Source organism: Methylobacterium frigidaeris, assembly GCF_022179185.1.
Lineage (GTDB): Bacteria > Pseudomonadota > Alphaproteobacteria > Rhizobiales > Beijerinckiaceae > Methylobacterium > Methylobacterium frigidaeris.
The window spans coordinates 173,766-187,994 of sequence record NZ_BPQJ01000008.1; the positions used below are offsets into that span (position 1 = coordinate 173,766).

General features: G+C 71.7%; 11 protein-coding genes. 2 read left to right on the plus strand and 9 right to left on the minus strand.

Annotated elements, in window-relative coordinates; translation table 11 throughout:
- The first annotated feature begins 75 nt into the window (after positions 1–75).
- Positions 76–1,224 (plus strand): DUF2125 domain-containing protein, encoded by a 1,149-nt coding sequence (locus MFF64_RS11225; RefSeq protein WP_099900019.1) that lies wholly within the window; start codon positions 76–78, stop codon positions 1,222–1,224.
- 717 nt (positions 1,225–1,941) lie between these two features.
- A complete protein-coding gene (locus MFF64_RS11230; RefSeq protein WP_238190784.1) occupies positions 1,942–3,294 on the plus strand; it encodes a GGDEF domain-containing protein in 1,353 nt (450 codons plus the stop codon).
- Between the two features lie 253 nt (positions 3,295–3,547).
- Here the strand turns inward: MFF64_RS11230 and MFF64_RS11235 are convergent, their stop codons facing one another.
- The 9 genes from MFF64_RS11235 to MFF64_RS11275 form a co-directional block, all read right to left on the minus strand.
- Complete coding sequence (locus MFF64_RS11235; protein WP_099904440.1) at positions 3,548–4,126, minus strand: amino acid synthesis family protein; 579 nt, start codon at positions 4,124–4,126, stop codon at positions 3,548–3,550.
- The gene (locus tag MFF64_RS11240; RefSeq protein WP_099904438.1) at positions 4,123–4,977 is read right to left on the minus strand and encodes a UPF0280 family protein; all 855 of its coding nucleotides are present in this window, start codon (positions 4,975–4,977) and stop codon (positions 4,123–4,125) included. Before MFF64_RS11240 ends, MFF64_RS11235 begins: the two co-directional genes overlap by 4 nt.
- Before the next feature lie 4 nt (positions 4,978–4,981).
- Positions 4,982–5,452 carry a MarR family winged helix-turn-helix transcriptional regulator gene (locus tag MFF64_RS11245; RefSeq protein WP_099904436.1) on the minus strand — a complete coding sequence of 157 codons (471 nt, stop codon included), beginning with the start codon at positions 5,450–5,452 and terminating at the stop codon, positions 4,982–4,984.
- Complete coding sequence (locus MFF64_RS11250) at positions 5,449–6,963, minus strand: 6-hydroxynicotinate reductase (protein ID WP_099904434.1); 1,515 nt, start codon at positions 6,961–6,963, stop codon at positions 5,449–5,451. The genes MFF64_RS11245 and MFF64_RS11250 overlap by 4 nt, the downstream gene beginning before the upstream one ends.
- Positions 6,960–8,648, minus strand: coding sequence for a hydantoinase B/oxoprolinase family protein (locus MFF64_RS11255; RefSeq protein ID WP_238190785.1), 1,689 nt, complete (start codon positions 8,646–8,648; stop codon positions 6,960–6,962). Before MFF64_RS11255 ends, MFF64_RS11250 begins: the two co-directional genes overlap by 4 nt.
- Positions 8,645–10,681, minus strand: a complete 2,037-nt coding sequence (locus MFF64_RS11260) for a hydantoinase/oxoprolinase family protein (protein ID WP_238190786.1) — start codon at positions 10,679–10,681, stop codon at positions 8,645–8,647. The genes MFF64_RS11255 and MFF64_RS11260 overlap by 4 nt, the downstream gene beginning before the upstream one ends.
- 160 nt (positions 10,682–10,841) lie before the next feature.
- Positions 10,842–11,555, minus strand: a complete 714-nt coding sequence (locus tag MFF64_RS11265; protein ID WP_099905387.1) for an ABC transporter ATP-binding protein — start codon at positions 11,553–11,555, stop codon at positions 10,842–10,844.
- The gene (locus MFF64_RS11270; RefSeq protein ID WP_099905385.1) at positions 11,555–12,337 is read right to left on the minus strand and encodes an ABC transporter ATP-binding protein; all 783 of its coding nucleotides are present in this window, start codon (positions 12,335–12,337) and stop codon (positions 11,555–11,557) included. The genes MFF64_RS11265 and MFF64_RS11270 overlap by 1 nt, the downstream gene beginning before the upstream one ends.
- Positions 12,334–14,220, minus strand: coding sequence for an ABC transporter permease (locus MFF64_RS11275; protein WP_099905383.1), 1,887 nt, complete (start codon positions 14,218–14,220; stop codon positions 12,334–12,336). Before MFF64_RS11275 ends, MFF64_RS11270 begins: the two co-directional genes overlap by 4 nt.
- Between the last annotated feature and the right edge of the window lie 9 nt (positions 14,221–14,229).

Below are 14,229 nucleotides of genomic sequence, written 5' to 3' on the forward strand. Positions count from 1 at the left end.
GCCGGTAGCAGCTACGGGGACGCGGTTCAATCCGGGCGGCCCGCGCCGGGCCGCCGCAGAGCCGGGATCATGCCGATGAACAGGCCGACCACCGTTGGGCCGACCAACGAGACGCCGCCGAGCCAGGGACCCAGCCGCGGGCCCGGCCTTCGCCTCGGCCTGTTCGCGCCATTCGCGCTGCTGCTCCTGCTGGCCCTGGCCTGGAGCGCGGGCTGGTTCTGGCTGCGGGGCAAGGCCGAGGGCGAGATCGAGGCGTGGTTCGCCCGCGAGGCGCAGGCCGGCCGGCAATGGACCTGCGCCGACCGCTCGCTGACCGGCTTCCCGTTCCGGTTCGAGCTGCGCTGCACGCAGCTGGCCTTCGACCGCTCCGACGTCCGCTTCACCACCGGTCCGGTGGTGGCGGTGGCGCAGGTCTACCAGCCGCGCCACGTGATCCTGGAGGCGACCGGGCCGTTCCGGGTGCAGCAGGACGGGCTCGACGGCACCGTGACCTGGGGCCAGCTGGAGGCGAGCCTGCACGTCACGGGCGACGGCTTCCAGCGCGCCTCCCTGGTGACGGACGGGCTGAAGGGCACCGTCACCGGCGCCGATCCCTCGCCGATCGACTTCACCGTCGGCCATCTGGAGCTTCACGCGCGGCCGACGCCGGGGCGCTTCGCCACTGACGGCGCGGTCGACCTGAGCGCCCGGGTGCTGCGGGCCGGCCTGCCGCTCCTCGATCCGGTGCTCGGCGGCCCTGAGCCCGCCGACATCGCGCTCGACGCCACCGCGACCCGGGCCGCGGGTTTCCGCACCCGTCCCCTGGCGCAGGAGCTGGAGCGCTGGCGCGAGGCCGGCGGCACGGTCGAGATCGCCAGCCTCGCGGCCGAGAAGGGCAGCCGGCGCCTGCGGGCGCAAGGGGTGCTGGCCCTCGACGACCAGCACCGCCCCACGGGCCAGCTCGACGTGCGCACCGCCGGCCTGGAGCAGGTGATCGCGCCGCTGATCAGCGAGCAGCTCGGGGCGCGGCTCGGCGGCGATGGCGCGGCGCTGATCGGCAACATCGTCGGCCAATTCCTCGGCGGGCGGCGCAAGGAGCCGGCGCCCGGACAGGACGCGCACGATCCCCAAGGCCGCCCCGGCGAGCCGCCGATGAAGGTGCTGCCCACCGTGCGCCTCACCGGCGGGCGGGTGGTGGTCGGGCCCTTCGCGGTGCCGAACGTGCGTCTGCAGCCGTTGTATTGAGGTCTCCGCCGACCGTCGCGCCGGGTCGGCGCCGTTCGTCGTCCTTCCGGTCTCCGCTGCCCCCCGGGACACGACGGGAGGCAGCCACGTCCCGTCCGGCAGCGGCGCGTCGCGGGCGAAACGGTGGTGATGTCTCGCGAGGTCACCGGCTGTCGACTCCCGTCGAGGGCCGCGACGGCGCGGGCTCGGCCAACCGGTCGTTCCGGCCGGCCCCCGGATCGGTCGGCTCGCGCAGGCAATGCCGACACGGGGCCTTCTGACCCTGCGCGGCGACGGGGCGCGACACGAGGGCCCAGCCCGGGGCGGGCATGGCGCACCGGCCCAGCATGCACCGTCAATCGGACCCAGGCCGTGGAATTCGCTTGAGCCGGCAGCGCGTCCACGAGATGGAGACGAGCGTGGTCGTTCGCGGTCGCTCCGGCCGCGGCTAGGTCGAGGCAGCGTTTCCCGGCCAGTCGCTCCCGCCCCTGCCGCAGCGGAGCCGCCCTTTCGCGCGGATCTGGTTCAGGAACTCATGACTAGGAATTTATGACTACGATGCTGCATCGTCGGCGCTTAACCCAATCTTGAGTGTTAGCTTCGAGTCTAACAAGATCAATCTGAGCGGGTGGGGCGGAGAGGCACATGGGAACGGGAGGCCGCCTTCTTGGGCTGAGCACGGCCGTTCTGTCCACGCCCGTCGTGAGAGCCCGGTTCGTCCGGAGCCGCGCGTAGGGTATGGCGATCCTCCGCTCCGTCCGCGGGATCTTCGCCGCGGGGCTGCCCGGGCGGGATCGGGCGCTCGCCGGCCGTCTGATGCGGGTGATCTTCGGCTGCTACGTCCTGGTGGCGGTCGGCCTCACGGCGTTGCAGATGCTCGTCGCGTACCGGGCGGCCAGCCAGCGCCTGCAGGACGACGTGGCGGCGCTCCAGCGCACCTTCAGCCCCGGCATCGAGGATGCCATGTGGCGCTACAACGGCGAGGTGCTGCGCGGCATCCTGGCGGGCATGCACGAGATCCCGGCCGTCGTCGGGGTCGAGGTGCTGGACGAGGCCGGCCGGCGCATTCAGGCGATCGGCAGCCGGGACGGGGCGCCATCGGCGGCCCGCCGCTTCGGCACCCCGTTCAGCCGCACCTTCCCGGTCGTCCATACCGACGAGAACGGCCGCCGCTACCCGATCGGGTCCTGGACCGTCCATTCCGATGACAGCATCGCCATCGAGCAGGTCAAGAACACGCTGTACGTGATCCTGATCAACTCGGCGCTCAAGTCGGTGATGCTGTGGTTCATCTTCTACCTGGTGATCCGCACCATGGTGGGCCGGCCGCTGGGGCAGATTCGCGACTACCTCGCCCGGATCGACGCCGACACTCTCGCGGCGCCGCCGCTCACGATCGAGGCCGGTGGGCGCAACGAGCTGCACGCGCTCGCCGGGGCGCTCAACACCATGCGCGACCGGCTGCGGTGCTCCTTCGAGGAGAACGCCGCCCTCATGCGCGACCTGCGCGAGATGAACGCGACGCTGCAGGACCGGATCGCCGAGCGCACCCGCGACCTCGAGGCCCTGGCCCATACCGACCTGCTCACCGGTCTGTTCAACCGGCGCAAGCTCGACGAGGCCCTGGCCGAGGCGGCGGAGCGGGCGCAGGCGAGCGGTGCGCCCCTGGCACTGATCCTCGGCGACGTCGACAACTTCAAGTCGGTGAACGACCGACACGGCCACAAGGTCGGCGATCAGGTGCTGGTCGCCTTCGCGGCGCTGCTGCGCGACGCCGTGCGGCCCACCGACACCCTCGGCCGCTGGGGCGGCGAGGAGTTCATGCTGCTCTGCCCGGCTACCGACCTCACGGCGGCCACCGCCATCGCCGAGCGCCTGCGCCTGCGCGTCGAGGCCACGGCCCTGCCGGAGGTCGGCCCCCGCACCTGCTCTTTCGGCATCGCTACCCTGGCCCCGGGCGAGAGCACCGACAGCCTGGTCGCCCGCGCCGACGCCGCGCTCTATCGCTGCAAGCGCAACGGGCGGAACCGGGTCGAGGCGAGCCCCTGGCCCCGGCCGGATGCGGCGGTGCCGGAGCGGGGGGCGGCGTGAGGCGCATCGCCCCGTTCGTGGTCCGTGACGTTCCATGCTCTCACCCCTTTTCCCCGACGACTGCAGCGACAGCGGAAGGAGATCCAGGGTCCAGGAGAGAAGTGCCGCGAATCAGCTCTATCTTTTCAATGGGGCGGGGATAAGGACGCTTCGCGAGTTCTGGTGCTGGACCCCGTATCTTCTTCCACCTCGCTTCACTCGCGCGGGAAAGGGCGGTGATTTATTTGTTGCGGCGTCGCCGAGTCTGCGACCGCTAGCGCTGCCCGTCCCACTTCGCGATCGCGTCCTTCGCCAGACCCCCGACCCGGGCATGCGGCCGCCCGCCGGTGGTCATCGCCAGCGCGAACAGGATCTCGTCGGCGCGGGGGCCGTCCGCCACCGCCACCGTGACGCCGTCGAAGTGGGAGCGCACGTAGGCCGCGTCCTTGTGGTGGATCGGCACGTCGAGGGAGGCGCCCATCGGCCCGACCTTGGTCATCGACGGCACGATCGCGAGCGCCTGGCCGAGCAGTTCGCGCATGGCGTAGCCGCCGGGGACGTGCCACAGCGCCCCGTGCTCCAGCTCGCCCGCGGCCCCCACCAGCGAGCCCTTGCCGTAGGCCTCGATCCGGCCGGGATCGCCGCCGAGCGCGTCGAGGAGCTTGCGGGCGCATTCGACGCCGAGGGGTTTGAGCGCCTCCATCATCGGGGTGATCTCGGGCTCGTAGCGCCCGGCGAAGGGATTCTTCACGAGGCAGGCGACCGAGCCCTTGAGGATGGGATGGCCGAGTACCGGACCGCCATCGTGGCGGACCTCCTCGACGGTGACGACGATCTTGCGGACCTCGATCATGGGCGGATCTCCCTTCTGTCTTCGAGAACGACGGACCGGCCCTGCAGCATCAGGGCGACGGAGCGGATCAGGCCGGCCGCACGCATCGCCGCCGCCCGGCGCCGCCCGGCCTCGAGGGCGTCGGAGATCGCGTCGGTCGAGAGCGCCGGCACCGCGACGGTGACGAGCCGGTCTCCGAGGTCGGAATCGGGGTCGAGGTCGGTGGCGGGCGCGCGGTCCACGCCGGGATGGTCGGGCAGGTCGACCGCGTTGGCGATGAGCGTCGCGGCGGCGTCGGCCCCGGCAGCGTCGCGGGCGAGCACCGTCACCGAATCGGCGAGGCCGAGGGAGAAGGAGCGGCCCTGCCGCCCCGAGGTGGCGATGCCGCCGATGCCGTCCGCGTGGGACAGGATCACCCGGCCGTTCATCGCCGGCACCGGGCCGCGGGAGAAATCCGCCGCGACGCCGACCGTCAGGGTCTCGCCCTCGGTGAGGTGCAGGGCGATGTCGCCGCCATCGTTGACGAAGGCCTTGTCGAGGGGGGCGGCCTCGCACATCGCCGCCAGGATCTCGTCCGCCACCGCGCCCGCCACCGCGGCCATCGGGGTGATGAATTCCTTGTGCGGCCGGCACGCCGCCACCATCCGGCGGGCGACCGCGCCCCGAACCTGCGGCCGCGCGCTCATGGCCTTACGCAGCTCGGGCAATTCGCCGACGAGCTCGCCCAGGATCGTCGAGAAGCGCCCGACCGCGGCCCGGTGCGCCTCCGCCACCGCGGCTTCGGCCCCGTAGGCGCGCAGCACCAGGTCGATCGGCCCGTGCTGCAGGTGCAGCCGGCCATCTGCCAGGACCTGGACCGCCGGGCCGTCCACCGTCCTAGCCCAGCCGGGCAATGAGGCGGACCAGCTCGGCCGCCTCGTCGGGCGAGAGCGGCTCGAGGGTGCGGGCCGTCACCTCGGCGCCGCGGCTCTTCATCGCCTCGATCACCTGAATCCCCTCCGCGGTCAGCGTCAGCAGCACCAGCCGGGCATCGGCCTCGTCGGCCGTCGGCCGCACCAGGCCGCGGGTGGTGAGGCGGCGGGCGACGCCGAACATCGTCGCCGGATCGACCCCGACGAGGCGCCCGACCTGGTTCTGCGAGGTCGGCCCGAGGTCGTGCAGCTTCGTCATCACGGCGAACTGCACCGGCGTGACGGAGAAGTCCCGCATCACCGTCTCGAAGATCGCGGAGGCGCGCTGGTGCGCCCGCCGGATCAGGTAGCCGATCTGCTCCTCGACCCGGTAGGTGCGGACCGCCTCGGCGTCGATCTCAGGGGTTGGCGCCTCGTGCCGGTGCGGGGCGTTCATGCCGGCCCTCCTGCGACCTCGCCCGCCGGCCAGGGATGGCCGGGATGCCACGGATCGATCCGGGCGGCGGGCCCGACCTCGCGCAGAACATCCGTCATCGCCACCACGTCGCCGTCGTGCCCGCCGAGGCGCGCGTAGAGGTCCCGCGGCAGGGTGAACTCGATCGGCGCCACGATGGCCGGCGTCGGCACCGAGCCGAAGGCGTTTCGCGGCAGGCGCGTCACGTCGGCCATCACCGTGATGCCGCCGCCGGGCCAGACGGTGACCGGGGCCCCGCCCATCGTCACCTTCGTCTCGCCGGCGGCGACCGAGCGGGTCAGCAGCACCGGGTTCTCGGTGACCCCGGCCCGAAGGCTGCCACCCGCGCCGGCCATGAACAGCACCGTGCAGAGCGAGGGCTCGCAATTCTCGCCGATCCGGTCGACCACCCCGCGCACCGGGGCCGGCATCTCGGCCGGCACGGGCTTGAGATCGTCGTCGAGGACGAGCCAGAGGGCGTGCTCCCCGGTGGTCGAGGTCATGAGGAGGCGCAGGCCCGGCCAGGCGGTGGCGGGGTCGATCGCCTGGATGATCGTGAGCGGATCAGCGATGTCGGTGCCGCCCCAGCCGATGCCCGGATTGGCGACCTGGAAGTAGCGCCCGGGCGTCGAGCGCCGCCCGCGGACCCGGATGCCGGCCGGGCGCATGCCCAGCACTTTGCCCGCCTGATGCTCGGTGAGCACGCCGGTGATGTGGTCGTCGACGACGATCACCTCGTCGGCGTGTCCGAGCCACTGCTTGGCGAAGATCCCGACCGTCGCCGAGCCGCAGCCGACGCGCATCCGTTGCTCAGGGGTGCCGTCGACGATCGGGGCATGGCCGGCCTGGACCACGACCTCGTGGCCGCCCTCGATCGTCATCGTCACCGCATCGCCCGAGCACAGGCGCAGGAGCGTGTCGCAGGTGACGGTGCCCTCCTTCTTCGAGCCGCCGGTGAGGTGGCGCACGCCGCCGACCGAGAGCATCTGCGAGCCGTACTCGGCGGTGGTGACGTGGCCGACCTCCTCGCCATTCACCCGCACGGCCGCGCGCTCGGGGCCGAGATGGCGGTCGGTGTCGATCTTCACCTTCACGCCGCAATAGCTGAAGATGCCCTCGGTCACGACCGTGACGGTCTCAACCCCTTCGTGCTCGCTCGCCACGATGAAGGGGGCGGGCTTGTAGTCCGGATAGGTGGTGCCGGCGCCGATGCCGGTGACGAAGGTGCGCGAGGGATCGAGCACCCGCCCGTCCCACTCCGCCGCCCCGAACGGCACCAGCTTCTGGCCGGATTCCGCCGCGTCGTGCAGGAGCACGACCGGATCGGTGCGCACCAGGTGCCCGTTCTCGTTGGCGTAGCGCGCGCAGGCGCCGGAGCGGCCCGGCCGGATCCGGCACAGGACCGGGCAGGCGTCGCAGCGCACGATGCCGTCGGCCTCGGCCGCGCCGAATTTCTTCGAGCGGGCTTCCGTGGAGAGGGTGTCGGTGCTCATGACTGGCTCCCCCACAAGGTGTCGGCCTCGTCCGCGCGGTAATAGCCCCGGCGCAGGTCGCGGGCGACGAGGGCGGGGTCGCGGGTCTCGGGCGCGCCGTAGCCGCCGCCGCCCGGGGTCATCACCTCGACCCGGTCGCCGGCGCGAATCGCGATGTTCTGGTCCTTCGACAGGTGGAGCGGGGTGATCGTCTCTCCGTCGCGATGGATCCGCACCACGTTCGGTGCCCCGGCAGCCCCGCCGAGCACGCCGGGCGGCCCGAAGCGACCGTGATCCATCACGAAGGAGGCCCGGGCCTCGCCGCGCAGGAGTTCCACCTCGTAATGGACGCCGAACCCGCCGCGATGGGCGCCGGCTCCCCCCGAGCCTTCGCGCAGCGCGAAGCGGCGGAACAGGACAGGGTAGTACTGCTCCATCACCTCGACCGGCGCGGTCTTCGAGATGCCGATGGTCGAGCAGCCGTTGGAGAGCCCGTCATGGGCCGCGTTGCCGCCATAGCCGCCGCCGGTGATCTGGTACATGACGTAGGGCGCGTTCTTCGCCGGGTCGAAGCCGCCGAGCGCGAAGTTGCCCGAGGTGCCGGCGGGCGCCGCCGTGACCTTGTCGGGAATGGCCTGGACGAGAGCCAGGAACACGGCCTCGGCGATGCGCTGGCTCACCTCCGCGGCGCAGCCCGAGACGGGGCGGGGATAGCGCGCGTCGAGGAAGGTGCCCTCGGGCCGGTGGATCGTCAGCGGCTCGAAGGTGCCGGCATTGATCGGCACGTCCGGGAAGACGTGCTTCACCGCGAGGTAGACCGACGAATAGGTCGTCGCCACCACCGAGTTCATCGGGCCGCGGCACGGAGGCGACGAACCCGAGAAGTCGAAGGTCAGGCCGTCCCCGGCCTTGGTCATCGTGAGGGCGATGCGCAGCGGCTCGTCCACCACGCCGTCGGAATCGACGAAGGCCTCCGACCGGTAGATGCCGTCCGGGATCTGGCGGATCTCGGCCCGCATCCGCTCCGCCGAGCGGGCGCGGATCTCCTTGATCGCGGCGTCGAGGGTGTCGCGGCCGTACTTGGCGAGGAGGTCGGCCAGCCGGCTCTCGCCGACCATCAGCGCCGCGGCCTGCGCCTTGATGTCGCCGATGCGCTGGTCGGCGACGCGGATGTTCGAGGCGATGATGGAGAAGATTTCCTGGTCCATCGTGCCGCGCTTGAACAGCTTGACCGGCGGCAGGCGCAGGCCCTCCTGCTCGACCTCCGTGGCATGGGCCGAGAAGCCGCCCGGCACCATGCCGCCGATATCGGGCCAGTGGCCGGTATTCTGTAGCCAGCAGAAGAGTTCGCCCTCGACGAAGACGGGTTTGACGAACCGCACGTCCATCAGGTGCGTGCCGCCGAGATAGGGGTCGTTGACGATGTAGATGTCGCCAGGCTCCGGGCTCCCGGCTCGGCCCTCGCGGATCAGGCGGATCAGCTCGCCGGTCGAGTATTGCATCGTTCCGACGAAGACCGGCAGGCCGTACTCGCCCTGCGAGATCAGCGCGCCGGTGTCGCGGTCGTAGATCCCGTCCGAGCGGTCGTCGGCCTCGGCGATCACCGGCGAGAAGGCCGAGCGCGAGAAGGCGATGTCCATCTCGTTGCAGACCTGCTGCAACCCGGCCTGGATCACCGCGAGGGTGAGGGCGTCGAGCTGGCTCATACTCGGATCCTCAGGTTGCCGATGGCGTCGACCCGCGCCGTCGCGCCGGGCTCGACCACCGTGGTGGCGTCGATCTGCTGGATCACCGCCGGCCCGGCGATCTCGGCCCCGGGCGGCAGGGCCTCGCGGGCGTAGATCGCAGCCTCGTGCCAGGCGCCGCCCGCGTAGACCGGGCGGGTGCCGAGGCGGGCGCCCGCGAGGTCGGTGCGGTGCGCCTCATCGAGGAGCGCCGCGAGGGGGAAGGGCCGGCGCCGGCCGATCACCGAGGTGACGAGGTTGACCACCACCGCCCGGATCTCCGGCAGCCGGACCTGGAAGCGCCGGAAATACGCGGCCTCAAACAACTCCTGAAGCGTCGCCCGGTCGATCCCGGGGGAGGGCAGGGCGACGCGGATCAGGTGGGTCTGGCCGCGGAACTGCATGTCGGCCCCGTAGGTGACCGTGGTCTCCTCGATCTCGGCCTGCTCCTCGGCCACCATCGCCAGCGCGTCCGCCGCCTGCTCCTCGAGGACGGCGCGGAGATCCTCCATGTCGAGTCCGTCGAGGGGGCGGTTGAGGGTGCGCACCCGGTCCTGACGCAGATCGGCGACGAGGCAGCCGAGCGCGTTGGTGAGGCCGGGCCGGGCCGGCACCAGCACCTCCGGGATGCCGAGTTCCCGGGCGAGCGCCACGGCGTGGAGCGGCCCGGCGCCGCCGAAGGCGAAGAGCACGAAATCGCGCGGGTCGTAGCCCCGCGACAGGGACACCATGCGGATGGCGCCTGTCATGTGGACGTTCCCGAGCCGGATCACCGCCTCTGCGGATTCCTCGACGCTCATGCCGAGCGGCCCGGCGAGATCGCGGGCGAAGGCCTCGCGGATGGTGTCGAGCGAGACGCCCGCCCGCACGGCGGTGAGCCTCGCCGGGTCGAGCCGCCCGAGGACGAGATTGGCGTCGGTGATGGTCGGCCGCGTGCCGCCGCGGCCGTAGCCGATCGGGCCGGGCTCCGAGCCGGCGCTCTCGGGTCCGACCTGAAGCATCCCGGCCCGGTTGACCGACGCGATCGAGCCGCCGCCGGCGCCGACGGTGTGCACGTCGACCATCGGCAGGTGGATCGGCAAGCCGTAATCGATGGTCAGCTCCGCCGAGACCTCGGGCACGCCGCCGGCGATCAGCGCCACGTCGGTCGAGGTGCCGCCCATGTCGTACGTGATGGCGTTCTTGAGCCCCGACTGGGCGAGGGTGGCGGCTGCCGCCATCACCCCGGAGGCCGGGCCCGACATCACGGTCTTCGCCGCCGCCTCGACGACGAGCCCCGCCGGCACGGTGCCGCCATTGCCGTTCATCACCAGGAGGTCGCGGGAAAAGCCCTGGCTGCGCAGGTCGTCCTGGAGGCGGCGGATGTAGCGGTCGAGGATCGGCTGCACCGCGGCGTTGACCGAGGCGGTGGTACCGCGCTCGTATTCGCGGAACTCCGACAGGAGGGCGTGGCCGAGGGTGACGTAGGCATTCGGCCACAGCGCGCGGGCGATGGCGCCGGCGCGCAGCTCGTGCTCCGGGTTGGCGTAGGCGTGCAGGAAGTGGATCACCAGGGCCTCGCAGCCCTCCGCCAGCAGCGCGCGCACGGCGTCGGCCACCGCCGCCTCGTCGAGGGGCGTGCGCACCGCCCCGTCGGCCATCACGCGCTCCGGCACCTCGCGGCGCAGCTCGCGGGGAATCAGCGGCTCGAAGGTGCCGAACAGCCCGTAGGGCTTCGGCCGGGTGCGGCGGCCGAGTTCGAGAACGTCACGGAAGCCTGCGGTGGTGATGAGCCCGACCCTCGCGGTCTTGCGCTCCAGCACCGCGTTGGTGGTGGCGGTGGTGCCATGGATGACGAGGTCGAGGTCGGCCGGCGCTACCTCGGCAGCGGAAATCGCCGCCAGCACACCCTCGGCCTGGTTGCGCACTGTCGTCGGCACCTTGGCGAGGCGCACCCGCACGCCGGTGGAATCCGCCTCCGTCAGGAGAAGGTCGGTGAAGGTGCCGCCGACATCGATGCCTGCCACGCGTCTCACGTCACACCTCGATCATTCGCCTACGAACAGTCTTGTTGGTTGGCAGGCTTGTAGCCGGCCTCGTCCTGCATCCGCTTCTCTCGACACACCCGCCGAGAGGCGTGCACTGTCCCCCTCCCCCAGTGGGAGAGGGGATCCCGCGCCATCTCCGGAAAGCCTCTCACACCGTCAGGTACGCCTCCCGCACCGCCTCGTCCGCCTCGAGCGCCGCCATCGTGCCCTCGAAGTGGATCGCGCCCTTCTCGATCACGTAGGCCCGGTCCGAGACCGCGCCGGCGAAGCTCAAGTTTTGCTCGGAGAGCAAAACCGCGATGCCCTCGCGCTTCATCCGCAGCACCGCATCGGCCATCTGCTCGACGATGACGGGAGCCAGGCCCTCCGACGGCTCGTCGAGCAAAACCGCGTGAGGGTTGCCCATCAGGGTGCGGGCGATGGTGAGCATCTGCTGCTCGCCGCCGGACATCGCGGCGGCGCGGCGGCCGCGCATCTCGGCGAGGTTGGGGAAGATCGAGAAGAGCTTGTCCGGCGTCCAGGCGGCGCGGCCATCGGCCGGCACCTTCCGGCCGACCTCCAGGTTCTCCATCACCGTGAGGTCGGTGAAGATGCGCCGCTCCTCCGGCACGTAGCCGAGGCCGCGACGGGCGACGCGGAACGGCTCCCAGCCGGTGACCGCCTGGCCCTCGAACCAGACCGTGCCGCCGGTCGGCGGCAGCACGCCCATGATCGCCTTGAGCGTGGTCGACTTGCCGGCGCCGTTGCGGCCCATCAGCGCCACGACCTCGCCGGGCCGGAGCGTCAGGGTGACGCCGAACAGCACCCGGGCCCGGCCATAGGCCGCCGTGAGCCCGGAGACGTCGAGGAGAGGCTTGTCCATCACGCCACCGCCTTCCGGCGCGCGCGCATCGCCGCCTCGGTGCCGGCCTCGCCGAGATAGACCTGCTTGACCCGAGGGTTGGCCCGGATCTCCTCCGGCGTGCCGGCGGCGATGATCTCGCCGCGCACCAGCACCAGCACCCGGTCGGCATGGGCGAACACCGCCTCCATGTCGTGCTCGGTGTACAGAACCCCGATGCGGTTCGTGCGCGCCACCTCGGCGGTGAGCGCCATGAGCCCTGAGCGTTCCCGCGGCGCCATGCCGGCGGTGGGCTCGTCCATCAGCAGGAGCTTCGGCCGCGAGGCGAGCGCCACGGCCAGTTCCACCCGCTTCACGTCGCCGTAAGCGAGTTCCGAGACGGATCGGTCGGCGTCGGCCCGCATCCCGACCCCGGCGAGCAGGGACAGGGCCTCGTCGCGGTAGAGGGCGCGGGCATCCCGGAACAGGCTGCGGGTGCGGCCGTGATGCGAGAGCAGCGCCATCTGGACGTTCTCGGCCACCGTCATCGACACGAAGGTCTGGGCGACCTGGAAGGTGCGCCCGACGCCCGCCTTCCAGATCGCGCGGGCTGGCAGGCCGGCGATCGAGCGGCCGTCGAGGGCGATGGTGCCGGCATCGGGCTTGAGCTGGCCGCCCACCATGTTGAAGGTGGTGGACTTGCCGGCCCCGTTCGGCCCGATGATCGCCAGCATCTCGCCGGCGTCCAGCGTGAACGACACGTCCCTGGCGGCGGCGACGCCGCCGAAGCGCTTGGTCAGGCCCTCGACGACGAGCAGGGTCATGCCGAGGCCTCCACGGGCTTGGGGGCGACCTTGCGGCCGCGGAGGGCCTCGGCGGCGCCGGCGAGCCCGCGCGGGAAGGCGAGCACGGTGGCGATGATCGCGATCCCGAGCAGCAGGCGCCAGAACTCGGTCAGCGGCATCACCGCGTCCTTTAGGGCGTGGAAGAAGGCGGCACCGACGAGCGGCCCCATCACGGTCTGGATGCCGCCGACCAGCACCATCACCAGGAAGTCGATCGAGAGCGGGATGCCGGTCAGCGTCGGGTCGATCGAGCCCTTGAGGAAGGCGTAGAGCCCGCCGGCGAGCCCGGCCGCGGCCCCCGCCAGGGTGAAGCCGAGCCAGCGATGGGTGCGGACATCGAGGCCGATCGCTTCCGCACGGGTGGCGGAATCGCGCGCCGCCCGCAGACCGTAACCGAAGGGCGCGTAGATCACCCGGCGCAAGGCGACGATCGCGGTGAGCGACAGGGCGGCGACGAGGTAGAAGTAGGTGGTGCGGCCCGCCGCCCAGGACGAGGGCCAGACCCCGACGACGCCGTTGTCGCCCCCCGTCACCTCCACCCATTGGAAGCAGATCGCGTAGACGATCTGGCCGAAGGCCAGCGTCAGCATGGCGAGGTAGATGCCCGACAGCCGGACGATGAAGTAGCCGAACAGGGCCGCGCCCACCGCCGCCGCGAGCGGTGCGGCGATCAGCGCCACCTCCATCGGTGCCTTGAAGGGACCGGTGACGAGGAGGCCGGCGGCGTAGGCGCCGAGGCCGAAATACGCCGCGTGCCCGAAGGAGACGAGGCCGCCGACCCCGACCAGGAATTGCAGCGAGAAGGCGGCGAGAGCGAAGATCAGGATCTCGGTGGCGACCTTGACCTTGTAGGCGTCGCCGAGGAGCGGCACCGCCAGCAGGGCGACGATGGCGAGACCCGCGAGCGCGGTCTCGGCCGGGCGGAAGCGGCGCAGACCCGGGATGCCCTCCGGCGGCATCACCCGGCCGGAGGCGGCCTCGGGCCGGCCGAACAGCCCCCAGGGCTTGACCACCAGCACCACCGCCATCAGGGCGAAGACCAGGACGAGCGTCACCTTCGGGAAGATCAGGATGCCGAAGGCCTGGAGCTGGCCGATCAGCAGCGCGGCGACGAAAGCCCCCGGCACCGAGCCCATGCCGCCGATCACCGTGACCACGAAGGCGTCGGTGATGACCGACAGGTCCATATGGGCGTTGGCCGGGATGCGCGGGATCTGGAGCGCGCCGCCCAACCCCGCGAGGCTGGCACCGAGAAACAGCGTCAGGGTGAAGAGCCGGGCCTGGTTGACGCCCAGCGCCCCGACCATCTCGCGGTCCTGGGTCGCGGCCCGGATCAGCACGCCGAAGCGGGTGCGGTGCATCAGGAGCCAGAGCAGGCCCAGCACCAGGGGACCGACCGCGATCAGCACCAGCTCGTAGGCGGGAAAACGCTGCCCCAGGATTTCGACGCCGTGGCGCAGGGACGGCGCGCGCGGGCCGGCGATGTCGACCGGACCCCAGACCTTGAGCACCAGGTCCTCGACGATCAGCACCACGCCGAAGGTGGCGAGAAGCTGGAAGAGTTCCGGCACCCGGTAGATGCGGCGCAAGAGCAGCACCTCGACCGCGACGCCGATCAGCCCGACGAGGAGGGCGGAGAGCAGGACCCCGAGGAAGAACGTCGCGGGCGAGTACGACAGGTCGAGGAGCCGCGGCACCAGCGTGACCGCGATGTAGGCCCCCAGCATGTAGAACGAGCCGTGGGCGAAGTTCACGATCCGGGTGACGCCGAACACGATCGTCAGCCCGGAGGCGATCACGAACAGCGACGAGGCGCTGGCAAGCCCCGACAAGGCCTGGAGGACGAGGAAGGACGGGTCCATGGGGCCTCC

Bases quoted from the DNA above. Each gene is read 5' to 3' on its own strand.
- MFF64_RS11235 (WP_099904440.1), bottom strand. From the start codon at position 4,126: ATGATCGAGGTCCGCAAGATCGTCGTCACCGTCGAGGAGGTCCGCCAC.
- MFF64_RS11255 (WP_238190785.1), bottom strand. From the start codon at position 8,648: ATGAGCCAGCTCGACGCCCTCACCCTCGCGGTGATCCAGGCCGGGTTG.
- MFF64_RS11275 (WP_099905383.1), bottom strand. From the start codon at position 14,220: ATGGACCCGTCCTTCCTCGTCCTCCAGGCCTTGTCGGGGCTTGCCAGC.
- MFF64_RS11225 (WP_099900019.1), top strand. From the start codon at position 76: ATGAACAGGCCGACCACCGTTGGGCCGACCAACGAGACGCCGCCGAGC.
- MFF64_RS11270 (WP_099905385.1), bottom strand. From the start codon at position 12,337: ATGACCCTGCTCGTCGTCGAGGGCCTGACCAAGCGCTTCGGCGGCGTC.
- MFF64_RS11250 (WP_099904434.1), bottom strand. From the start codon at position 6,963: ATGAGCACCGACACCCTCTCCACGGAAGCCCGCTCGAAGAAATTCGGC.
- MFF64_RS11245 (WP_099904436.1), bottom strand. From the start codon at position 5,452: ATGAACGCCCCGCACCGGCACGAGGCGCCAACCCCTGAGATCGACGCC.
- MFF64_RS11265 (WP_099905387.1), bottom strand. From the start codon at position 11,555: ATGGACAAGCCTCTCCTCGACGTCTCCGGGCTCACGGCGGCCTATGGC.
- MFF64_RS11230 (WP_238190784.1), top strand. From the start codon at position 1,942: ATGGCGATCCTCCGCTCCGTCCGCGGGATCTTCGCCGCGGGGCTGCCC.